Consider the following 21,831-nt stretch of genomic DNA (forward strand, 5'->3'; position numbering starts at 1 on the left):
TTTTATATGTGCCTGGGGTTGGGGCGCGGGTCCTTCCCCCCGCCTGCCCCCCAACGAGGAGAGAACCCTCACCCGGCACTTCGTGCCGACCTCTCCCGCAAGCGGGAGAGGTGAACCGAGTTCGTGGCTGCACTGATGCCACCATCATCATCGCATCCTCAGTAACCACGACTACGGTCGACACGCCCCGGCAACTCTTCGCCGCGGCGGTGGCGCGCGATCACGTCCAGCACGAAATCGACCGCCGTGTCCGGCGTCGTCATGCTGGCATTGTGCGGCGTGACCAGGATGCGCGGATGGCTCCAGAAAGGGTGACCCGCGGGCAGCGGCTCCGGCTCGGCGACATCGAGGACAGCACCCGACAGCGCGCCGCTGTCGAGCGCCGCGAGAAAATCGGCTTCGACCAGATGCGGGCCACGCCCGACATTGACGAGCGACGCGCCGCGCGGCAGGCGCGCAAACAGATCCGCATTCAGGATGCCGCGGGTCTCATCGGTCAGAGGCAGCAGGCAGACGAGAAGGTCGGTCTGCGCGAGAAAATCCGGCAACGTCTCCATGCCCGCGTAACAGGCGACGCCCTCGATCTCGCGCGGCGAGCGATTCCAGCCGAGAAGTGGAAAGTCGAAAGCTCTGAGCCGTTCGACCACGGCCTGGCCGAGCTGGCCGAGGCCCATCACCCCGACGCGCCGCCGCTTCGCCGGCGTGATCCGGATCTCGCGCCAGACCTGCGCCTTCTGCTGGCCGATGAAGTGCAGGAGGTCGCGATGCAGCGCGAGCACCGCCATGGTGACGTATTCGACCATGGTCTCGGCGATGCCCGGCTCCAGCATGCGCACCAGCGGAATGTGCGGCGGAACTTTTGACGCGTCGAACTGGTCCACGCCCGCACCGACCGAGAAGACGAGCTCGAGATTTGGGAAAGTCGTCGCGATGTCGTCCGGCGGCACCCACGCCACGAGATAGCGCACGTCAGCGGGATCGCCGATGTCGGGCCAGAGCCGGAATGGCAGATCGGGCGCGCGCTCGGCGAAGAAGCCCGCCCACTCAGCGCCCCGAACCATGTTGGCCTTGTACAGAACCGTCATGCCGCCAAACCCTCAGAACGGGCTGACCGGCGCGAGCCGGCGGCCGTCGATCAGGCGCTTGTGGCTGTAGGCCGCGGGATCGACCAGCGGCGTCGCGCCCGTCACGATGTCGGCGGCGAGCTTGCCGGCCGCAGGACCAATGCCGAAGCCGTGGCCGGAGAAGCCGGTGGCGAGGAAGAAGCCGGGCAAGGCGTCGACCGGCGAGATCACCGGAATGGTATCCGGCGTGCAGTCGATCGTGCCGCCCCACGCTTCCGCGATCTCGATGTCCTTCAATTCAGGATTCGACCTGATCAGCGAAGCCAGCGCGGCATTGACCAGCGACATGTCAGGCGCGGGATCGCGAACGCGCTCGGTCTCGAACGGCGACGGCTTGTCCAGGCTCCAGCTCGTGCCGCGCATGAGCTGGTCGAAGAAGGATTTGCCGAACGACAGTTTCAACCCGTTCTTGCGATGCAGATAGGTCGGCCAGAAGGTCCGCGCGTAGCGGAACAGATCGGGCGACAGTTCGACCGTGCCGCGGTTGCGTAGCGCCAGCGTAAAGCCGCCGTCGAGGCGGCGGCGGATGCAATAGAAGTCGGTGCCGAGCGCGCCGGAGGTGATCTCCGGCCCCGGCGTGGTCCGGCACGCGGTGGCGTTGACGAGGCCAATCGGCAGCTCGATGCCGTGGCGGCGGCAGAACAGCGACGACCACGCTCCGCCGGACAGCAGCACCGATTGCGTGCGAATGATGCCCTTCTCGGTGACGACGGCGCTCACCCGTCCGCCTTGCGTCTCCAACCCACGCGCGGCGCAGCCCTGATGAATGGTGACGCCGTGCTTTCGCGCGGCGGTCGCAAGCGCCGGCACCGCCATCGAGGGCTCGGCGCGCCCGTCGCTCGGCGTGTGCAGGCCGCCGACCCATGTCTCGGCGTTGCCGGGCAGGCGCTCGGCGACCTCCGCCGGCGTCAGCACCGTGGAGTGGACCTGCATCTCGCGCGCCGTTGCGGCCCATCGCTCCCAGCTGGCGAGTTCGTCCTTGCTCTTGGTCAGGAACAGCACGCCGGTACGACGGAAGCCGGCATCGACGCCGGCATCGTTCTGCATGTCTTCCCACAGGCGCAGCGCCTCGCGGGCCAGCGGTATCTCCTCACGCGCACGCCCCTGCTGGCGGCACCAGCCCCAATTGCGGCTCGACTGCTCGCCGCCGACATGGCCCTTCTCGACAAGGGCGACGGAGAGGCCCTTTTTCGCGAGATGATAGGCCGCGGAAACGCCGATCACGCCGCCGCCGATGACGACGACATCCACCTGCGCCGGCAGGCGTTCGTCACTGTTTATGCGGGTGAGCGGCGGGGACATGGGACACTCCAGATATTCAATTCGATCGCGACAGCTCGGCTCGTCGCTGGTTTGCAGATCATGGGATGTTCATTCGCGGATCGAGCGCGTCGCGCAAGCCGTCGCCGAGGAAGTTGAAGCTCGTCACCGCCAGCGTGATGGCGAGGCCCGGCGCAATCGCGAGCCAGGGCGCGCTGGTGAGATAGATCTGCGCATTGTTGAGCATGTTGCCGAGGCTCGCGGCCGGCGGCTGGATGCCGTAACCGAGATAGCTGAGATAGGATTCCAGCAGAATTGCCTTGGCGACGTTCAGCGTCGCCGCCACCACGATCGGCGCAATAGCATTGGGCACGAGCTCGCGGAACATGATCCGCAGGTTCGACGAGCCGAACGCGAGTGCAGCAACCGCAAACTCGCGTTCTCGCAGCGAGCGCACCTGGGCCTCGACGACGCGGGCCACCCACATCCAGGCGGTTGCCGCGATCAGCACGGTGGTGGTGACGAAGCCGGGCTCGATGAGCGCCGCGAGCGCAAGCAGCAGGAAGATGGTCGGAAAGCACAGCATGGCATCGACGAGCCGCATCAGCACCGCGCCGACCACGCCGCCATAGAAGCCGGCGAAGGCGCCGACGACGATGCCCACCGCCATCGCGATCACCATCGCGACGAAGCCGATCGACAGCGAGACACGCGCGCCCATCATCAGCCGCGCCAGCACGTCTCGGCCGAGCTCGTCGGTGCCGAGGATGTGCGCGCCCGACAGCGGCGGTGCGAACCGCTTCATGATGTCGATATAGGTGTCGTCGAACGGCAGGAGGTACGGGCCGAATGCCGAACCAAGGATGAGAAGCAGAATGATCAACGCGCCCGCGAGCGCAAGGCGATGCCGGCGGAAGCGCCGCCACGCCGCCTGGCCCGGTGCAAGTTGATTGGTGGAGAGGGCCGCAGTCGCCATGCCTAGCCCACCCGGATGCGGGGATCGACGACGGCATAGAGGATGTCGGCGAGCAGCGACCCGATCAGAACCATGATCGCCGAGAACATCAGGATGCCCATCACCACGGGATAGTCGCGATAGCCGATCGAATCGAGGAACAGCCGGCCCATGCCGGGCCAGGTGAACACGGTCTCAGCGACCAGCGCACCACCGAGCAGCGTCGGAAACTGAAGGCCGCCCACCGTGATCATCGGCAGCAGCGCGTTGCGCAGGGCGTGAACCGTAAGGATTCGCCATTCCGGCATGCCCTTGGCGCGCGCGGTGCGAATGTAGTCCTGGTTAATGACTTCGAGCATCGAGGAGCGCATGAAGCGGCCCCACATCGCGGTCTCGACCAGCGCCAGAACGAGCGCCGGCGCGATGAGATGATGGAGCAGATCGAGCGGCGAGCCGTCGCCGACGGTCTGCCGGTTGCCGGCCGGCAGCCAGCCGAGCTTCACCGAGAAGACATAGATGGTGACGAGGCCGAACCAGAAGGTCGGGATCGACAGCGCGATCATGGCGCCGACGGTTGCGAGCGAATCGAACAGCGAATAACGGCGCAGCGCACCGAGCACGCCGATCCAGCAGCCGAGCAGCACCGCGATGATGGTCGCCGTCGCCATTAGCTCAAGTGTAGCGCCGAGATGCGACGAGATCACCGCCAGCACCGCCTCGCCGTCGCGATACGAGCGGCCCCAATCGCCCCTCAGCATCCGGCCGAACCAGTCGAGATACTGGATCGGCAGCGAACGATCGAGGCCAAGCTGCCGGGTGACGCGATCGAGATCCTCCTGCGTCATCTGCGCGGACGCCGCGAATTGCGAGAGCGGACCGCCGGGCGCCAGATGCAGGATGGCGAAGCCGATCGCGGACACGATCACCAGCAACATGATCGCCTGCGCCAGGCGATTGGCGACGTAACGGGCCATCTCAGGCGATCTCGCGCACCTGAACCATCAGGCCCAATACCATTCGCGGATGTTCCAGCAGTTGATCGACATGTTGATGTTGGGGCGGAAACCCTGGAGCCCTTCCTTCACGCCTTCGGCGATGAAGCCCTGGAACAGCGGCAGGATCGCGAGGTCGTCGCGTATGAGCTTCTGCAGATTGCCATAGGTCGTCTTGCGCTGCGCCAGATCGAACTGCTTGGCACCTTCGGCGAGAAGCCGATCCGCCTCCGGGTTGCGATACTGATAGGTGTTGTAGCCGCGGCCACCCTTGGCAGGAATAGCGCCGGAGCCGAAGCGGGGCGTCACATCAGGGTCGCTGCCGAGCATGAAATTCACCCCCACGATCACCGAGTTGAATTTCGATTGCTGCCAGAAGTCGCCCCAGATCACGGCGGCTGGCATGTTGTTGACGCGCATCGCGGCACCGATCGCGCGCCAGTCCTGGATCAGCAACTGCTGGGTCTGCTCGCGTACCGCGTTGCCCGACGTCGTGGAATTGGCGAATTCGAGCTTGACGCCGCCCTTCTCGCGCACGCCGCCGGCGCCGCGAACCCAACCGGCCGCATCGAGCAGCGTGTTGGCCTTGGCCGGATCGTATTTGTGCTGCGGCAGTCCCTGCTGGAACGACCATGCCTGTTGCGGCACGAAGCTTTCGGTCTGCGTCGGCAAGCCGTAGTTCAGGGCATCGATGATCGCTTGCTTGTTAATCGCGAGATAAAGCGCCTCGCGCACGGTGCGGTCCGCCAACGCGCCGAACTCCAGATTCGGTGCGATGTGCTCGACCGAGGACGTCGAGGAGACGAAGATCTTGCGGCCCTTCAGCGTCTTCGCTTCCTGCACGAAGTTCGGCAGAATGCCTTGCAGGCCAGTGTAATCGACCTGGCCGGTGCGGAACTGGGTGTAGAGCACGGTGAGATCTGGAATGTATTTGAACACCACGCGTTCCACATACGGCCCCTTGCCGTGATAGCCGGTGTGGGCATTCAGCTGAATGTGGTCGCCCGGCACGCGCTCGCCCCAGCGGAACGGTCCGGTGCCGACAGGCGCATTGTGGAACGGCGAGGCGTTCGGATCGGTCACCTTCTCCAAAATGTGCTTGGGCACGATGAAGGTCAGCGATCCCAGGATCGACATGTAGGGCGAATAGGGAGCTTCCATGCGCCAATGAATCTCGTCCGGCGCGACGACCTTGATGTCCTTCACGAGACTATGGCCGACGCGGCTGCGCGCGCGGAAATCGGGATTGTTGATCAGCTCCAGCGAGAACTTGACGTCGTCGGCCGTGAACGACGTGCCGTCGTGCCATTTCACGTCGCTGCGGAGCTTGATCTTCCAGGTCAGGCCGTCGGCCGAGAGGCCGCCATTCTCGATCGTCGGGACCTCGCGGGCCAGGTCGGGAACGAACTTGCCATCGGGATCGATGAACCAGAGCGGCGAGAACACCTGCCACCAGATGCCCTGATCGACTTCGATGCCCGGCATCAGGGGATGAAAGACCGTCGGCTCCTGCGACAGCGCCGCGATCACCTGCCCGCGCGGCTTGTCAGGCGGATGGGTCGGGCGTTCGGTCTGCGCGAATGCGTTGCCTGAAAGCGTCCATCCCGCCGCGGCGCCCGCGCCGAGCTGAAAGATCTGACGGCGATTCGGACTGCCGAGATGCAGTGCCCCAACGCCGAACTTCCCGGTGTCGTCCGCCATGACCACTCTCCGTTGTCGCACGTGGCACCGTCTCCCGCGCCCCCGAGATCCCCGGCAAAGGGACAGGAGTGGGCTTTAGTGCTTCTAAATTTTTCCATCAAAAGTTCATCACGACTAAATACAGCTGTCAATCGTATTGCTAGGATGCGCGACCTTTTCACTTCGACTGAAGCTCCGGACCGCGTTGTCCGGGCTGAGATGATGCATGGGAGAGCGACATGGATGGTCGCGGCGAGATCAACGATTCGAAGGATGCCCCGGCGATCGAAGCCGACGATGCGGTCGACCAGCGCCTCGGCGAGACCGTGCGGCTACTGCGGCAGCGTGCGGGCCTGTCGATCCAGGACGTCGCCAACAAGACCGGCCTCTCCAACGGCATGATCAGCCAGCTCGAACGCGCGCGCGCCATGCCGTCGATACGCACGCTGCGCCTGCTCAGCATCGCGCTCGACGTTCCCATCTCCTATTTCTTCGAGATCACCGATCCCGCCGACGTGCAGCGCTATATCGTGCGCAAGAACAGCCGGCGCCTGCTGCGGCTCACCGCCAGCGGCGTCGTCAAGGAAGCGCTGACGCCGGCAGACAAAGGCCAGCTCGAATTCTACGAGCTCACGCTCAATCCCGGCGCCTCGTCCGGCACCGACTTCCTGCAGCACACCGGCGAGAAGGCGGGCTATATCCTCTCGGGCAGCCTGCGACTGTGGCTCGACAACGAGGCCCATCTGCTCGAGGCCGGCGACAGCTTTCGCTTTCCGAGCATCGTGCCGCACATGTTCGACAACCCGACCCAGCAGACGGCCCGCGTGATCTGGGTGACGACGCTGCGCCAGACCGATTCGCCGGCAGGTTGAAGCGCCACCATCCGGCCCTGTCGCAAATTGTCCCTCGACGCCGCCGCGCGGAATCTGTAGCTCACATCTGTAGCTCACGTGAGCCGGACATTGCCAGGGCGGACACCGGGGTCCGCGACTGACGCGTTGGTGTGAGACCATGAAACTCAGGGGGCTTCTGACACTCTCGATGGCCGCGCAGGTCATCGTGACCGCGGCGGCTCTCCTCGTCTCCTATGCCGCGACCGGCATCGGGTTTGGCATTGCCCAGATTGTCGCCCTGCTCGCAAGCGGCGCCATTGCCGTCCTGCTCGCTCGTCTGTGCACGCGCACGATCGAAACCGCGCAGGAAAAACGCGCCGCCGCGCAACTGGCCGAGCAGGCGCGGGCCAGCGCACAGATGACGCAAGCCGTCATCAAGACCGCGCTCGATGCCTTCGTTCAGACCGACCAGAACGGCATCGTGCTGGAATGGAGCCTTCAGGCCGAGGCCCTGACCGGATGGACGCGCAAGGAGGCGCTCGGCACCGACGTCGTCAACCTCCTGATCGCCGAGCCGCTGCGCGACGGCTTCAGGCAACGCATGATGCGGCTGCTGCCCGAACTGTCGGATACGCCGATCGGCATCCGGTTCGAAGCGACCTTGCTGCACCGGGACGGCGACGAGATCCTGATCGAGGCGTCCAGCACGGCGCTCCACATTGGGGGGCGCACCCTCATCAACAATTTCGTCAAGGACGTCACCCGGAAGCGCGCCGCCGAGGAGCAACTGATCCAGGCGCAGAAGATGGAGGCGGTCGGCCAGCTCACCGGCGGCATCGCCCACGAATTCAACAACATGCTCACCGTGATCACGGGCACGATCGAGATCCTCGCCGATGCCGTGAAGGATAATCCGCCGCTCGCGACCATCACCAAGCTGATCAGCGACGCGGCCGATCGCGGCGCCGCGCTGACGTCGAGCCTGTTGTCCTTTGCCCGCAAGCAGGCGCTCAAGCCGTCCGAGAGCGACGTCAACGAACTGCTCGAAGAACTCGCAAAGCTGCTTCGGGCAACCTTCGACAAGAAGATCGAGATCGTGACCCGGCTCGACGGCAACATCTGGCTTGCCCTGGTCGATCGCGGCCAATTGAGCTCGGCGCTTCTCAACCTCGCGATCAACGCTCGCGACGCGATGCTGGACGGCGGCAGACTGACGCTGACGACGCGCAACGTCGTGTTCGGCGTCCGCGAGGCCGTGGCGGTCGGGGCCGGCTATGCCGGCGACTATGTCGAGATCGAGATCGCCGACACCGGCACCGGCATTCCGCCAGCCATTCTGGAGCGGATCTTCGATCCCTTCTTCTCGACCAAGGACGTCGGCAAGGGCACGGGGCTCGGGCTCAGCATGGTGTTCGGATTCATCAAGCAGTCCGGCGGCGGCATCAAGGTCGCTTCCGAAGAAGAACGCGGCACGATTTTCACGATCTACCTGCCGAAGGCGGAGGCGAGCACGCTTCGCCCCACCGGCTATGACGAGCGCAAGGTCGTGGGTGGGACGGAAACCATTCTTTGTGTCGAGGACGACCGCGACGTCCGCCAGTACGTCACGGTCCAGCTCGAAAGCCTCGGCTACAAGGTGATTCCGGCCGCCAATGCGGCCGAGGCGCTCGCCATCGCAGCCAAAGGCACGCCTTTCGATCTGCTCTTCACCGACATCGTGATGGCCGGCAGCTTGAATGGACGAGAGCTCGCCGACGAGATGGTGGCGGCGCGCCCCTCGCTGCGGGTGCTGTTCACATCGGGCTATGCCCACGACGCCCCGCATGCGCAGGGAGGCGCCACCAAGGGCGCGCCGCTTCTGACAAAACCCTACCGCAAGGCCGAGCTCGCGCGCATGCTGCGCCGCTCCCTCGACACCGCCGTCGACGCGGCTGGCGATCCGATTCCGACGCCCTATTCGGTGCAGGCCGATGTCGAAAGCTTTCTGCGCAAGCAGGCGGCTGAGCGCGACGGGCGTTAGTGCCAGTCTTGCGCATGGACAGCGCATGGCTGCTGCGCAACACTCGTCTCAGTTACAATCCCATTGGAGACGAGCCATGACTGCACTCGAAAAGGGCATCACCGCGAATGGTACGGGCTATGGCGGCAAGACCTGGAACATCCTGGGCCAGGTCTATTTCCCGAAGGCCGTCACCGAGTCCACCTTCGCGTTCGAGACCAATAGCGATCCCGGCCAGTTCGTGCCGGTGCACATCCATCCGACCCAGGACGAATTCATCCTGGTGCAGGAAGGCACGCTCGACCTCAAGCTCGACGGCAAATGGGTCAAGGCCCATGCCGGCGACCTCGTGCGCCTGCCGCGCGGTATCCCGCACGGCTATTTCAACAAATCCGACAAACCGGCCCGCGCGTTGTTCTGGGTCTCGCCGATGCAGAAGCTGGAGGCGCTGTTCAACCAGCTCCATGACCTGACTGACCCGGCCGAGGTCGTGCGCATCTCGGCGCTGCACGAGGTCGACTTCCTGCCGCCCGAAGCCAACGACTAGGCTACGATCCCCCGACCGACGAATCGTTGGGGGAACCGGCCATGCCTGCACGACGTCAACTCCTCGCCATCGGGGCGCTTGGGCTGCTCCTTACGACGTTCGTCCCGAGCCGGGCGCAAACGCTCACCGCCAGGCAATCGGAAGCGGTTGCGACCTACGAGCGTGCGCTCGGCGATTTCAAATCCATTCTTGCCGAGCGGCGCCGCCAGATCGACGCCAAGCAGCCGCTGCCGAACCTGCCGGGCCAGGCGCTGTATCTGGCACGCGTCGCCGTGATCAGTGCTTACAAGGATCTCACCGATGCCATGCCGTCGCGGATCGGCAGGCCCAACAAGTTCGAGATACCACCGGCCTATTTCGATGCCGACATCGAGCCGCTGGTCGACGAATACTCAAAGCTGTTCGACATCATGGAAGCGCCGCCGGCCGGCGCGCAGAACTCGGCGACGCCGTTCAAGGACGTGGTCGATCTCGCGGTCGCGATCGCGCGCGCCAAGGGGCTTGCGCCTGACCACGCCGAAGCCGCAGGCCGGATCAGCCTCGGGCTGTTCTTCGCCGAGACCAACGGCAAGCAGAACGTCCGCAACGGGCGCTCGAACACCTATATGGGCAGCTTCCAGACCGGCCCGTCCGAGGACCGCAACGGCCGCAGGAAATGGGCGGCCATCAAGGGCGAGATCGCGGCGGCCGATCCCGACTTGAGCGCGCGCGACGAGAAGGAGGAGGCGCGGGCCCGCGGCACCGATCATCGCTTCAATCACTGGACCAACGTACGCGACGGCCTGATGAACGCGCATGCAGATATTTTCCGGGAGATCCCGGGAATCGTGAAGACGCTGCCCGACCCCATCGACCAGATGAAGCTGTTCGAGCTGATCCAGATCGTTCCCACGCCGACGCGGGCGGCGCTCAAGTCGGGCGATCTCCTGAACTACAGGGTGTCCAGTCCGACCATCATGAAGCACCTGCGCAACAACAGCATCTTCGCATTCGGACAGGCCGACCGGGCGCGCACCTCGGCGAGTTTCCGGGAAATCCTTGGCGCGATGTGGCTGTTCAAGCGGAAATTCGAGAAGGCGATGGCGAAATATGCGGAGATCAAGCCGCGCTGAGGTCGCAGTTTGCGGCGGGACGTCAAACCCTCATGGTGAGGAGCCCGCCGTTGTTGTCATAGGCGTTGCGCAAGGTGCCTTTCGTCACCGCCTCGTTCATGAATTTGGCGACGAACGTGAGCGCTTGGGGATGACCGAGCGGCACAGCGACTGGCAAAACTGCCAAAGGCCACAGCGCAGGCTGTCGTGCAAGGCCGATGACTGCCATGGCTATGGTGTTCCACGTTCGGGCATTTGTTGGTAGCCTCCCGCCCCGACAGACAGCAACCGGGGGCCACCGAATGACCTGCGCGAATCCCGCCTCTCCCGCACGGCGCAACGGAGCGTGGAGACATGTCGGGCGAGCACTGGCCGCCGCGATGGCCGTGGCCGCGCTCACCGGCTGCGAGGACAAGAACACGTTCGTCGCCCCGCCGCCGCCCAAGGTGGACGTCGCCGCGCCCGTGCAGCGCCCGGTGACGCGGTATGTCGAGGCCACCGGCAACACCGCGCCGGTCAAGAATGTCGATCTCGTCGCGCGCGTGCAGGGATTCCTGCAATCGATCGACTACCAGGACGGCGCGTTCGTCAAACAAGGCACCCAGCTGTTCACGATCGAGCCCGAGACCTACAAGCTCAAGCTCGATCAGGCGCAGGCGGCCGAGGCCGGCGCGCAGGCCTCGCTCCGGCAGGCGGAAGCCGACTACAAGCGGCAGAGCGATCTCGTGCAGCGCCAGGCCGTCTCGCAGGCCACGCTCGATAGCTCGACATCGAATCGCGACAACGCACAGGCCAACCTCCAGCAGGCCCAGGCCAACACCCGCCTCGCCGAAGTCAACTACGGCTACACCAAGGTGAGCGCACCATTCGACGGCGTCGTCAGCGCGCATATGGTCTCGATCGGCGAACTCGTCGGGGTCTCCTCGCCGACTCAACTCGCCTCCATCGTCGCGATGGACCCGATCTATGTGAACTTCACCGTCAACGAGCAGGACGTGCTGCGCATCCGCGCCGAGGCCGCTCGCCGGGGGCTGACCGCCGCCGACATGAAGCAATTTCCGATTCAAGTCGGTTTGCAGACCGAGGCCGGCTATCCGCATGAGGGCAAGCTCGACTATGTCGCCCCGACCCTCACCCAGTCGACCGGCACACTCGCGGTGCGCGGCCTCGTCCCCAACGACAAGCGCGTCCTGCTGCCCGGCTATTTCGTCCGCGTACGCGTGCCCTTCACCCAGGAGAAGGACGCCCTGCTCGTGCCCGACACCGCGCTCGGCAGCGATCAGGGCGGCCGCTATCTCCTTGTCGTCAACGGCGACAACGTCGTCGAGCAGCGCAAGGTGCAGATCGGTCCCGTCGACAACGGCCTGCGCGTGATCGAGAGCGGCTTGAAACCGGACGATCGCGTGGTGACCGCAGGGCTGCTGCGGGTGATTCCGGGCCAGAAGATCGATCCGCAGGTGACGAAGATCGAGCAGCCGCAGGCGTCTGCCAAGTAAGTAGGAGCGCCTGCCATGATCTCAAAGTTCTTCATCGAGCGTCCGGTCCTCTCGAACGTCATCGCGCTGCTGATGATCCTGATCGGCGGCGTCGCGCTGTTCAACCTCGCGATCGCGCAATATCCCGACGTGGTGCCGCCGACGGTGCAGGTCACGACGCGCTATCCCGGCGCCAGCGCCAAGACCGTGATCGACACCGTTGCCTTGCCGATCGAACAACAGGTCAACGGCGTCGAGGACATGCTCTACATGCAGTCCTACAGCGGTTCGGACGGCACCTATACGCTGACCGTGACCTTCAAGATCGGCACCGACCTCAACTTCGCGCAGGTGCTGGTGCAGAACCGCGTCTCCAGCGCGCTGTCGCAATTGCCGCAGTCGGTGCAGAACCAGGGCGTCACCGTGCAGAAGCGGTCGACGTCGATCCTGCTGTTCGTGACGCTGACCTCGCCCGACAAGACGTTCGACAGCCTTTATTTGAGCAACTACGCCACCATCAACCTCCGCGACGAACTCTCGCGCCTGCCCGGCGTCGGCAACGTCACCGTATTCGGCGCCGGCCAGTATTCGATGCGGGTGTGGCTCGATCCGAACAAGCTGCAGGTCCGTGGCCTGGTGCCGCAGGACGTCATCCAGGCGATCCAGCAGCAGAGCCAGCAGGTCTCGGCCGGCCAGGTCGGCGCACCGCCGACACCGTCGGGTCAGGCCTTCCAGTACACCCTCAACGTCAACGGCAGGCTCGACGATACCACCGAGTTCGAGAACATCATCGTCAAATCGGGCACCAGCGGCGACGTCACGCGGGTGCGCGACGTCGGCTGGGTCGAGCTCGGCGCGCAGACCTACAGCCAGATCTTCTCCCTGAACAAGCAGCCGGCCACCGGCATCGGCGTGTTCCAGTCGCCGGGCGCCAATGCACTGCAGGTCGAGCAGGCCGTCGAAAAGAAGATGGCGGAGCTTGCGAAGGCCTTCCCGCAGGGCATGAAGTACGACACGCCGTTCGACACCACCAAATTCGTGCAGGCCTCGGTCCACGAAGTCTACATGACGCTGATCGAGGCAGGCCTTCTGGTGCTGGTCGTCATCCTGGTGTTCCTGCAGGACTGGCGCGCGATGCTGGTGCCGGCGACCACGGTGCCCGTCACCATCATCGGCGCTTTCGCCGCCATGGCCGCGCTCGGCTTCACCATCAACATGTCGACCCTGTTCGCGATCGTGCTCGCGATCGGCATCGTCGTCGACGACGCCATCGTCGTGGTGGAAGGCGCTGCCCACAACATCGAGCAGGGCATGAACGGCCACGACGCCGCGATCAAGGCGATGGACCAGCTGTTCGCACCGATCGTCGGCATCACGCTGGTGCTGATCTCGGTGTTCCTGCCGGCCTCGTTCCTCGCGGGCCTCACGGGTCGGATCTATTCGCAATTCGCACTGGTGATCGCGGCAACCGCGCTGCTGTCCGCCATCAACGCGGCGACGCTGAAGCCGACGCAATGTGCGCTCTGGCTGCGGCCGACCGTGCCGCCGGAACAGCGCAATTTCTTCTATCGCGGCTTCAACGCGGTCTACAACCGCGTCGAGCGCGGCTACACGAGGCTGATCAGCTTCCTGTGCAGGCATGCCACGATCTCGGTCGCGTTCGCGCTGGTGCTGATCGGGATCGGCGGCTACGGCCTGTCGCGGGTGCCGACCGGCTTCCTGCCGATCGAGGATCAGGGCTATTTGATCGCCGCGGTGCAACTGCCCGACGGTGCCGCGCTGGAGCGGACCCAGAAGGTGCTCGACAGAGCGAGCGAGCTGATCAAGGACACGCCTGGAGTCCAGCAGGTCATCACCATCGCCGGCATCTCCGCGCTCGACAATAGCGCCAGCCTTGCCAATGCCGGCGTCGCGTACATCATCCTGAAGGACTGGGACGCGCGCAAAGGACCGGGCGAGGATCTGCGCTCGCTAGTCTACGGGCTGAACGACAAGCTTGCGGTGATCATGGAGGCGCGTACGCTGGTGCTGCCGCCGCCGCCGATCCAGGGCATCGGCAACGCGGCCGGATTCTCGATGCAGGTCGAGCTGCGCGACGGCAACAGCGATTTCGCCAAGCTCCAGGCCATCACCGGCGCGATGGTCTCCAACGGCCAGAGCCAGAGCGCGCTGCAGCGGGTGCAGTCCTCGTTCCGCTCCTCGGTGCCGCAGTTCAACGTCGAGATCGACCGCATCAAGACCCAGACGCTGCACGTCACGACGGACCAGGTGTTCGCGGCGCTGTCGACCTATCTCGGCTCATCGTATGTCAACCAGTTCAACAAGTTCGGCCGCGTGTTCCAGGTCTACACCCAAGCCGATCCCGCCTTCCGCGTCACCGAGCGCGATATCGCCAACATGATGGTGCGAAACTCGAACGGCGACATGATCCCGATCGGCACCGTCGCCACGATCACGCCGGCCACCGGCCCCTCGCTGATCAGCCTCTACAATCTCTATCCGTCCTCGACCGTCATCGGCCTGCCCGCACAGGGCTCCTCCTCCGGCCAGTCGCTCAAGCTGATGGAGGAGATCGCCGACAAGACGTTGCCGCCGGGCACCGGCTACGAATGGACTGCGATGTCCTATCAGGAGAAGGCCGTCTCCAACCAGATCTACTGGGTGTTCGGGCTCGCCATGCTGCTGGTCTATCTCGTGCTCGCCGGCCAATACGAGAGCTGGTACGCACCGGTCTCGGTGATCCTGGCGGTGCCGCTGTCGTTGCTCGGCCCCATGCTGATCCTCAATGCCCTGAAGATCGACAACAACCTCTATTGCCAGATCGGCCTGATCCTCCTGATCGCGCTGTCGGCCAAGAACGCCATCCTGATCGTCGAGGTCGGGCTCGAGCTGCACGGCCGCGACGGCAAGCCGGTGCTGGAATCCGCGATTGAAGCCGCGCGCGCCCGCTTCCGCCCGATCCTGATGACGTCGTTCGCCTTCATCCTCGGCGTGGTGCCGCTGGTGATCGCGACCGGCGCCGGCGCCAGCGCGCGCAAGTCGATCGGCATCACGGTGTTCTCGGGCATGCTGGCCTCGACCTGCCTCGCGGTGCTGTTCGTGCCGGCGTTCTTCGTGGTGGTGCAGCGCTTCGAGAACTGGCGTGCGTCGAAGAAGACGCCGAAGGCGGTGGCTGTGGCCGAGGTGAAGTCCTAGGAGCCGTTGGGTTACATCGGCGTCGCTACAGACTCGCTGCGACCTCTCCCGCTTGCGGGAGAGGTCGGCGCCGGGTGAGGGCTTTCTCCTCTTGGGGAGTCCCTCTGCGGAGACACCTCTCCCCAACCCTCTCCCGCAGGCGGGAGAGGCAGCGCACCTTCTACTACGCCTTATCCGCCGCCACCTGCCGCGCCTCGCCGCTCGAGACCAGGAGCACCGAGACCTTTGCCTGCCTGAGCACGGCGTCGGCGACGCCGCCGAAGGAGAGGTGATCGGCCTGGATGCGATCGACGCCCATCACCACGAGATCGACGTCGGTGGTCTCGATCTCGCGCAGGATCGCCGCTTCAGGCGCCCGGTTCGCGCGCAAGGTCGTGGTGATGTCGACCTCGTAGCGGGCGGCGAGATCGCTGGCGTCCTTCAGGATGCCGGCCTCCTGGTTCAGACCACGCGAGGCGCCGCGCTGCGCGCCCTTGTCGCGCGTCGTCGCGACATAGATCACCCGGAGCGAGCCTGATCCCGCCTGCGCCAGCGCGACCGCGACCTCGGCGCCGCGCTTGGAGACGCCGCTGCCGGAGACCGGAACGAGGATGTTGAGCGCCTCGGGCATCGGCTGCTTCAGGTGCTTGCCCTTGGCCGCGACGATCGCGAGCGGTCCTTCGAACTCCGCTGCGATGTCCTCGATCTTGCGGTCGAATCGCTCCTTGGTAGCCGTGACCTTGTCGATGCCGACGACAAGGAGATCGAAGCCCTTCTTCGCTTCGTCTCCTATGGTTTCACCGAGCCCGGATTTGCGGACCCGCGTCGTGACATCGACGTTACGGACGTCCTGGTCACTGGTCGCTGATACCGCTTCAGCCGCCTTCTTCACCACCGCCTCGTGGCTTTCTTCCTCGTCGCGGCCCTTCTCCTGCTCCTTGGCGCGCTTGCCGATGTGCAGCACGGTGATCGGCAGGCCGCGCATCCCGGCGATCAGGCCGGCGATGTGGGCGGCGAAGCTGGCGTTGACGCTCTCGTCCACCGCCAGCAGAGGACGTTCGAGATTGGCGACGAAGCCGCGCTTCTCGAACTCTTCACGCTCCAGGCGCTCCTTCTCGTCCTTGTTCATCGGCAGCTTCGCCAGCGCCGCGCGCAGCATCGGCGGCATTGCCATCGTGGTCACGATCGCCATGGTCACGATCATCGTGAACAGGTTCTGGCTGAGCACGCCGATCGAAAGACCGATGCTCGCGATGATCACCTCGGTCGAGCCGCGCGCGTTCATGCCGCTCGCGAGCGCCAACGACTCCCGTGTGTTCAGCCCGCCCACGGTTCCGCCGACGAAAGCGCCGCCGAACTTTCCGACGCTGGCGATCACGACCAGCAGGCCGGTGAGCATCAACAGATGGGGATCGCGCAGCACCGTGAGGTCGGCGCTCAGGCCGGCGAGACCGAAGAACACCGGCATGAAGAAGCTCGAGATCAGCCCCCGCAGACGCTCGTCGATCTGCCGCGTCAGGATCGGGGACTCGCCGACCAGAATGCCGGCGACGAAGGCGCCGAGCACGGTGTGGACGCCGATCAGATGCGTGATCAGCGCCATCACGCTCATCAGCAGCAAGATCACCGTGATGACGGGCGCGGTGCTGACGAGATTGTCGTTGGCCCAGCGGATCAACTGAAATGCGAGGCGGCGGCCGATGGTGAAGCTGATGGCGAGGAAGGCCAGCGTGCCAAGCACGGCCTTTGCCACCGAGGCGATATCCAGCGTGCCGTGCGAGGCCAGGCTGAAGATGACGGCGATGATGATCCAGCCGATGGTGTCGTCGATGACGGCGGTGGCGACGATGATCTGTCCGACATTGCGGCGCATGAAGTTCATCTCACGGACGACCACCGCGACGATCTTCACCGAGGAGATCGACAGCGCCGTGCCCATGAACAGCGACGCCACCAGGCGGGCTTGCGGATTCGGCAACAGCGCGTCGGGGAGGAACTCGCCGAGCGCAAAACCGCAGGCGAAGGGCACGAGGATGCCGGCGATCGAGATCGCGATCGCGGCCTTGCCGACCTTCCTGACCAGCTTCAGGTCGGTCTCCATGCCGGTCAGCAGCAACAGCAGCAGGATGCCGAACTGCGCGATGCCGTCGATCATCGCCTTCTGCTCGGGCGTGCTTGGGAAGATCGCGTGCTGCGCGTCGGGCCAGACCCAACCGAACAGCGACGGCCCGAGCAGGATGCCGGCGAGCAATTCGCCGATCACCGAGGGCTGGCCGAGGCGCTGCATGATCTCGCCGAGACCGCGGCCGACCGCGATCAACAGCACGATCTGCGCCACCAGCAGGAATTCCGAGGGACCGGCCGATTTGCCGCCCTCGGCACTGGCCGCAATGGTGGTGAGGACAAGCGCCGCGGGGACAAGGCCGACCGGTCGGAGCAGGCTCCACTGCATGCAGGAATTTTCCCCCTTCATCTGGCCCCGCAAGGTGCCGGGATCACGGGGATAGAACCCGCGGGAGGTGGAGCGGGTTCCCCGCGCTTGCAGTGGATTGGGGAGGCAACACCAAAAAGCGCGAAAACAACCCCATGCACAGTAGAGATGAGGTTGAAAAGGCTGGAGAAAATTTTGTCTCTACGAAGCTCAGGTTTCGGCTTTGCCGAAATTGCTTGCGTCGTCGGGCAAAACACCGGCATAATGGCATCATCGGCAGACTAAGCGAGCCGCCGCCACATCCCCCCGTCATTGCTTCGTCGCTACGCTCCTCGCAATGACGCGTGGAGAGAGTGCCGGCCTCGTGCCCCGGATGCAGCGCAGCGCCTCTTCGGCGGTGCGCTGCAGAGCCGGGGCCCATGCGGCACAGGAATTCGCAGCGTCTGGGTCCCGGCTCTGCGCAGCAGCGTTGCACGCTGCAGCGCGTCCGGGACACGAGAGCATTCCCCTCACACCGCCTGCGGTGTCCCGATCTCGCGCGGGAGAATGATCGCGGCTGCGATCGCGAGCAGGCAGAGTGCGGCGAAGGCATGCAGCATGGTGACGAAGCCGCCCTGCTCGTAGAGCCAGGCGACCAGGCCGACGGACGCGCCGGCGGCGGTGAAGCCGATGAAATAGCGCACCGCATAGGCGCGCGAGCGCCATTCCTCGCTGGTGTATTTGCCGACCATGGCGTCGTTGACCGTGACCTGTCCGAACGCGCCCATGACGATGCCGATCGAGACCAGGATCAGCGGCAGATTGGACAGGCTCGCGGCCAGATACAGGAACGGCGCCAGCATGAAGGACAGCGGCAGCGCCACCGTCTTCAGCGAATAGCGGTCGAGCAGCCGGCCGATCGTGTACTGCGTCATCGCGCCGAACACGTAGACGCAGGCGGCGATGACGCCGAGTAGCGCCGGGCTTTTGGTGAGATCGGCGAGCCGCTCCGCGAACAGCTTTGGCAGCGCCACGGTGACGGCGTTGAAGGTGGTGGAGATCGCGATCACCACGATCAGCAGCGACAGGATCACGCGCCACATGTCCTGCTTGGCGACGCGCGCCTGCGCTGCCGCCTGCTTCGAGCCCTTGCGGTCCTCGTGCACGACCATCATCGCAAACGCGATGCCGATCAGGATCGTGACGATGCCCGGGACGATGAAGGCGAACCGCCAGCCGAGATACTGGCCGATCACGCCGGTGACCAGCGCCGACGACGCGACGCCGAGATTGCCCCAGACGCCGTTGATGCCCATCTCGCGGCCGAGCCTGTCGGCGTAGGAGACGATCATCGCAGTGCCGACGGGATGATAGATCGAGGCAAAAATGCCGATCGCGAACAGCGCCGCGCCGAGCTGCGCCTGCGTCTGCACGAAGCCGACCGAGATCATGGAGGCGCCGATGCCGACGAAGAAGATCAGCATCATGTGGCGGCGGCTCCAGCGGTCGCCGAGCCAGCCGGTGAGCAGCGAGCCCGCGCCGAAGGCGACGAAGCCCGGCGTCGCATAAGGCAGGAGTTCCGAATAGGCCATGCCGAGCGCCGGTCCCATGATGATCACCGCGGCGGCGAAAATCAGCATCGCGTAATGGTCGATGAAATGGCCCGCATTGACGAAACTGATCACCCGGCTGGGGCTGTTCATTCCGAATCCTCTCCTGCTCCGAAATGAGTTATATGTCTTGGGCATGACGGGATGCCGCCAATGACTGTCTTGGAAACGCCAATCCTTCGGGAGGTCCGGAGCAACCATCGCTCGCCCGCGGGCGTGCATCTGGTCGCGCGCGACTACCCGAAGGGCATGCGGATCGATCCGCACATGCACCGCGAGGCTCAGCTGATCTATGCCGCCAGGGGCACCATGCAGGTGACGACGCCCGGGGGACGCTGGCTGGTGCCGCCGGATCGCGCGGTCTGGGTCCCCGCCGGGCTCCAGCACGCCATCGATCTGCTCGCCGATATCGAGATGCGCACGCTGTATTTCGACCTCGCCTGGCTGAAGCGCGAGCAGCGCCATGAGGGACTGACCAGGGAATTCGTGGTGCGGGTGTCGCCGCTGCTGAACCAGGCGATCCTCGCGCTGTTCGACGCGCGCAATACCGAGGAGCGGACCGATCTGCTGGTTCGCCTGGTGATGCTGGAACTGGTCCAGGCCGAGGATTCCGCGACCTTCGTGCCGCTGCCACACGAGCCGCGCTGCCGGCGCGCGGCCATGATCGTGCTCGACGATCCCACCGGCCTGCACGACCTCGACGCGCTGGCGCGCGAGGTCGGAACCTCCGCGCGCACGCTGTCGCGGCTGTTTTCGACGGAAACACAATTGAGCTTCAAGAGCTGGTGCCAGCGCGCAAGAATTGCGGCGGCGATCCAGCGGCTGTCGACGGATGCCAATGTCTCGGTGAAGCAGCTCGCGACCCAGCTCGGCTATGCCAGCGTGCCGGCGTTTTCGGCGGCGTTCCGCCAGGTGACGGGGCGGACGCCGACGGAGTTTGCCACACACTCGGTGTCATCGCCCGGCTTGACCGGGCGATCCAGTACTCCGGGACGGCGCGGCTAGAACCGAAAAGCTGCGGCGTACTGGATGCCCCGGTCAAGCCGGGGCATGACAGCTTTCTTTGGGTTTTGGAAACGCACACCCCAGCTAAACTTGCCAAATTCTTGCGCTTGATTGTGATCGGCTTCCGCCCAAATCCCGTGTAAGATTCCCGCACCGCACAAACCTGAGACGAAAGCCCCGATGGCCAACGCCTTCTTCTCCGACCTGCTCACCACCATCTCCGAGCGCGGCCGCACGCTGCTTCGCCGCGGGGATTCTGCCGACACCAAGCCGGACGCCGATGGGCTGATCGAGCTCTGCGGCGCGCTGCTGTCGGGCCGGGGCGAAGCTTCGGGCACCGCCATGGCGCGTGAGGTGCTCGACATCTACCAGGACCTGGATGCGGCGGGACGTCGCGCCTTTTTCGAAGCCCTGGTGCGCGATTTCGGCCCGGATCGGGAACGCCTGTCCAAGGCGATCGAGACATGGCGCGCCAAGCCGGCCGACGAGGATGCCAGCGCCCTGCATTTCGCCTCCGAGCCGCGCCGGCAGGAGCTGATCCGTCGCCTCAACCGCGCGCCCGGCGGCACCGGCGATCTCGTCAAGATGCGCGCCGACCTGCTCGACATGATGAACGGGCACGCCGATCTCGCCGCACTCGATCGCGACGTCTCGCATCTTCTCTCGTCATGGTTCAACAGGGGGTTTCTCGTGCTGCGCAGGATCGACTGGTCGACCCCGGCCAACATCCTCGAAAAGATCATCCGTTACGAAGCCGTACACGAGATCAGCGACTGGGACGATCTGCGCCGCCGCATCGATCCGGTCGACCGCCGCTGCTACGCCTTCTTCCATCCCGCAATGGTCGACGAGCCCCTGATCTTCGTCGAGGTGGCACTGACCGAGACGATCCCCGGCGCGATCGCGCCGCTGCTCGCGGTCGATCGCCCCTCCGTCCCGATCGAGCGCGCCCGCACCGCCGTGTTCTACTCGATCTCCAACACCCAGCGCGGTCTCGGCGGCATCTCCTTCGGCAGCTTCCTGATCAAGCAGGTGGTGGAGGAGCTGCGCCGCGAATTGCCCAAGCTCGACAATTTCGTGACGCTGTCGCCGGTGCCGGGCTTCATGCCTTGGGTGAAGCAGGACAAGGATTTGCCGCTGTCGGACGAGGACCGCGAAGTGCTGAAGCGCCTCGACGATCCCAAATGGTTCGAGAACCCCGAGACCACGACGCTGCTGCGTGGCGTGATTGAACCGCTCGCCGCGCATTACTTCCTCAAGGCGCGCACGCCGAAGGGCAAGCTGATCGACTCCGTCGCGCGCTTCCATCTCGGCAACGGCGCCCGCCTCGAGCGCATCAACTGGTTAGGGGATCTCTCGCCCAAGGGCGTGCGCGAGTCCGCCGGCGTGATGGTCAACTACCTCTACCGCCTCGACGACATCGAGAAGAACCACGAAGCTTATGCGAATGACGGCGAGGTCGTGGCCTCCAGCGCGGTGAAGAAGCTGCTGAAGGCCGAAGGGCGGCGGCTGCTGGACATGCGGTTGTCGTAGAGACGCACTCGCTTCGTATTCCATCGTCGTCCTGGCGAAAGCCAGGACGACATTGAGGGGGCGCGCGCCAATAGCAACGGCGCAAGCCCCCGCCGCCCCCGGAAATTAAACCCCCCCCCCATGATATACGATTTGATGAACGC

General features: G+C 65.0%; 16 protein-coding genes. 8 read left to right on the forward strand and 8 right to left on the reverse strand.

Features of this window, described 5'->3' with window-relative positions; translation table 11 throughout:
• Positions 1 to 158: 158 nt before the first annotated feature.
• The 5 genes from AC0L2J_RS30670 to AC0L2J_RS30690 are packed head-to-tail and all read right to left on the reverse strand — an operon-like array spanning position 159 to position 6,032.
• Positions 159 to 1,085 carry a 2-hydroxyacid dehydrogenase gene (locus AC0L2J_RS30670; RefSeq protein ID WP_473395499.1) on the reverse strand — a complete coding sequence of 309 codons (927 nt, stop codon included), beginning with the start codon at positions 1,083 to 1,085 and terminating at the stop codon, positions 159 to 161.
• A gap of 12 nt (positions 1,086 to 1,097) precedes the next feature.
• Positions 1,098 to 2,426 carry an NAD(P)/FAD-dependent oxidoreductase gene (locus AC0L2J_RS30675; RefSeq protein WP_473395500.1) on the reverse strand — a complete coding sequence of 443 codons (1,329 nt, stop codon included), beginning with the start codon at positions 2,424 to 2,426 and terminating at the stop codon, positions 1,098 to 1,100.
• Between the two features lie 58 nt (positions 2,427 to 2,484).
• Positions 2,485 to 3,360, reverse strand: a complete 876-nt coding sequence (locus AC0L2J_RS30680) for an ABC transporter permease (RefSeq protein ID WP_473250365.1) — start codon at positions 3,358 to 3,360, stop codon at positions 2,485 to 2,487.
• 2 nt (positions 3,361 to 3,362) lie between these two features.
• On the reverse strand, positions 3,363 to 4,313 hold the full coding sequence (locus tag AC0L2J_RS30685) for an ABC transporter permease (protein WP_063995150.1): 951 nt from the start codon (positions 4,311 to 4,313) through the stop codon (positions 3,363 to 3,365).
• A gap of 27 nt (positions 4,314 to 4,340) precedes the next feature.
• A complete protein-coding gene (locus tag AC0L2J_RS30690; RefSeq protein WP_473395501.1) occupies positions 4,341 to 6,032 on the reverse strand; it encodes a peptide ABC transporter substrate-binding protein in 1,692 nt (563 codons plus the stop codon).
• Positions 6,033 to 6,250: 218 nt separating this feature from the next.
• Between AC0L2J_RS30690 and AC0L2J_RS30695 the strand changes: the two genes are divergently transcribed.
• From AC0L2J_RS30695 to AC0L2J_RS30710, 4 genes are all read left to right on the forward strand, one after another.
• Positions 6,251 to 6,883 (forward strand): cupin domain-containing protein, encoded by a 633-nt coding sequence (locus AC0L2J_RS30695; protein WP_473395502.1) that lies wholly within the window; start codon positions 6,251 to 6,253, stop codon positions 6,881 to 6,883.
• Positions 6,884 to 7,022: 139 nt separating this feature from the next.
• Positions 7,023 to 8,864 (forward strand): ATP-binding protein, encoded by a 1,842-nt coding sequence (locus AC0L2J_RS30700; RefSeq protein ID WP_473395504.1) that lies wholly within the window; start codon positions 7,023 to 7,025, stop codon positions 8,862 to 8,864.
• A 76-nt stretch (positions 8,865 to 8,940) separates the two neighbouring features.
• On the forward strand, positions 8,941 to 9,390 hold the full coding sequence (locus AC0L2J_RS30705) for a cupin domain-containing protein (RefSeq protein ID WP_007595617.1): 450 nt from the start codon (positions 8,941 to 8,943) through the stop codon (positions 9,388 to 9,390).
• Positions 9,391 to 9,431: 41 nt separating this feature from the next.
• Entirely contained in the window at positions 9,432 to 10,502 is a 1,071-nt protein-coding gene (locus tag AC0L2J_RS30710; RefSeq protein ID WP_473395505.1) for a hypothetical protein, read from the forward strand.
• 22 nt (positions 10,503 to 10,524) lie between these two features.
• Here AC0L2J_RS30710 and AC0L2J_RS30715 read toward each other — a convergent pair whose 3' ends face one another.
• Positions 10,525 to 10,710: a hypothetical protein gene (locus AC0L2J_RS30715; protein ID WP_473395506.1), complete on the reverse strand. Its 186-nt coding sequence runs from the start codon at positions 10,708 to 10,710 to the stop codon at positions 10,525 to 10,527.
• A gap of 73 nt (positions 10,711 to 10,783) precedes the next feature.
• Here AC0L2J_RS30715 and AC0L2J_RS30720 point away from each other — a divergent pair, with 73 nt between their 5' ends.
• Both AC0L2J_RS30720 and AC0L2J_RS30725 read left to right on the forward strand, forming a co-directional pair.
• Positions 10,784 to 11,977, forward strand: a complete 1,194-nt coding sequence (locus tag AC0L2J_RS30720; protein ID WP_007613748.1) for an efflux RND transporter periplasmic adaptor subunit — start codon at positions 10,784 to 10,786, stop codon at positions 11,975 to 11,977.
• A 15-nt stretch (positions 11,978 to 11,992) separates the two neighbouring features.
• Positions 11,993 to 15,151, forward strand: coding sequence for an efflux RND transporter permease subunit (locus AC0L2J_RS30725; RefSeq protein WP_473395507.1), 3,159 nt, complete (start codon positions 11,993 to 11,995; stop codon positions 15,149 to 15,151).
• Positions 15,152 to 15,314: 163 nt separating this feature from the next.
• On the opposite strand, the gene AC0L2J_RS30730 is transcribed toward AC0L2J_RS30725, so the two are convergent.
• Positions 15,315 to 17,582, reverse strand: a complete 2,268-nt coding sequence (locus AC0L2J_RS30730) for a cation:proton antiporter domain-containing protein (protein WP_063995142.1) — start codon at positions 17,580 to 17,582, stop codon at positions 15,315 to 15,317.
• A 488-nt stretch (positions 17,583 to 18,070) separates the two neighbouring features.
• The gene (locus AC0L2J_RS30735) at positions 18,071 to 19,243 is read right to left on the reverse strand and encodes an MFS transporter (protein WP_007613752.1); all 1,173 of its coding nucleotides are present in this window, start codon (positions 19,241 to 19,243) and stop codon (positions 18,071 to 18,073) included.
• Between the two features lie 60 nt (positions 19,244 to 19,303).
• Between AC0L2J_RS30735 and AC0L2J_RS30740 the strand changes: the two genes are divergently transcribed.
• Together AC0L2J_RS30740 and AC0L2J_RS30745 are read left to right on the forward strand one after the other, a co-directional pair.
• Positions 19,304 to 20,155 carry an AraC family transcriptional regulator gene (locus AC0L2J_RS30740; protein ID WP_007613753.1) on the forward strand — a complete coding sequence of 284 codons (852 nt, stop codon included), beginning with the start codon at positions 19,304 to 19,306 and terminating at the stop codon, positions 20,153 to 20,155.
• A 180-nt stretch (positions 20,156 to 20,335) separates the two neighbouring features.
• Positions 20,336 to 21,688: a malonyl-CoA decarboxylase gene (locus AC0L2J_RS30745; RefSeq protein WP_007613754.1), complete on the forward strand. Its 1,353-nt coding sequence runs from the start codon at positions 20,336 to 20,338 to the stop codon at positions 21,686 to 21,688.
• Positions 21,689 to 21,831 lie beyond the last annotated feature (143 nt).

The sequence above is a fragment of the Bradyrhizobium sp. MV1.5 genome (assembly GCF_055807615.1).

What these genes read in the sequence shown, in the direction of transcription:
- AC0L2J_RS30735 (WP_007613752.1), bottom strand. Translation starts at nt 19,243, where the DNA reads ATGAACAGCCCCAGCCGGGTGATCAGTTTCGTCAATGCGGGCCATTTC.
- AC0L2J_RS30690 (WP_473395501.1), bottom strand. Translation starts at nt 6,032, where the DNA reads ATGGCGGACGACACCGGGAAGTTCGGCGTTGGGGCACTGCATCTCGGC.
- AC0L2J_RS30715 (WP_473395506.1), bottom strand. Translation starts at nt 10,710, where the DNA reads ATGGCAGTCATCGGCCTTGCACGACAGCCTGCGCTGTGGCCTTTGGCA.
- AC0L2J_RS30705 (WP_007595617.1), top strand. Translation starts at nt 8,941, where the DNA reads ATGACTGCACTCGAAAAGGGCATCACCGCGAATGGTACGGGCTATGGC.
- AC0L2J_RS30685 (WP_063995150.1), bottom strand. Translation starts at nt 4,313, where the DNA reads ATGGCCCGTTACGTCGCCAATCGCCTGGCGCAGGCGATCATGTTGCTG.
- AC0L2J_RS30745 (WP_007613754.1), top strand. Translation starts at nt 20,336, where the DNA reads ATGGCCAACGCCTTCTTCTCCGACCTGCTCACCACCATCTCCGAGCGC.
- AC0L2J_RS30710 (WP_473395505.1), top strand. Translation starts at nt 9,432, where the DNA reads ATGCCTGCACGACGTCAACTCCTCGCCATCGGGGCGCTTGGGCTGCTC.
- AC0L2J_RS30700 (WP_473395504.1), top strand. Translation starts at nt 7,023, where the DNA reads ATGAAACTCAGGGGGCTTCTGACACTCTCGATGGCCGCGCAGGTCATC.
- AC0L2J_RS30695 (WP_473395502.1), top strand. Translation starts at nt 6,251, where the DNA reads ATGGATGGTCGCGGCGAGATCAACGATTCGAAGGATGCCCCGGCGATC.
- AC0L2J_RS30675 (WP_473395500.1), bottom strand. Translation starts at nt 2,426, where the DNA reads ATGTCCCCGCCGCTCACCCGCATAAACAGTGACGAACGCCTGCCGGCG.
- AC0L2J_RS30730 (WP_063995142.1), bottom strand. Translation starts at nt 17,582, where the DNA reads ATGCAGTGGAGCCTGCTCCGACCGGTCGGCCTTGTCCCCGCGGCGCTT.
- AC0L2J_RS30680 (WP_473250365.1), bottom strand. Translation starts at nt 3,360, where the DNA reads ATGGCGACTGCGGCCCTCTCCACCAATCAACTTGCACCGGGCCAGGCG.
- AC0L2J_RS30740 (WP_007613753.1), top strand. Translation starts at nt 19,304, where the DNA reads ATGACTGTCTTGGAAACGCCAATCCTTCGGGAGGTCCGGAGCAACCAT.
- AC0L2J_RS30670 (WP_473395499.1), bottom strand. Translation starts at nt 1,085, where the DNA reads ATGACGGTTCTGTACAAGGCCAACATGGTTCGGGGCGCTGAGTGGGCG.
- AC0L2J_RS30725 (WP_473395507.1), top strand. Translation starts at nt 11,993, where the DNA reads ATGATCTCAAAGTTCTTCATCGAGCGTCCGGTCCTCTCGAACGTCATC.
- AC0L2J_RS30720 (WP_007613748.1), top strand. Translation starts at nt 10,784, where the DNA reads ATGACCTGCGCGAATCCCGCCTCTCCCGCACGGCGCAACGGAGCGTGG.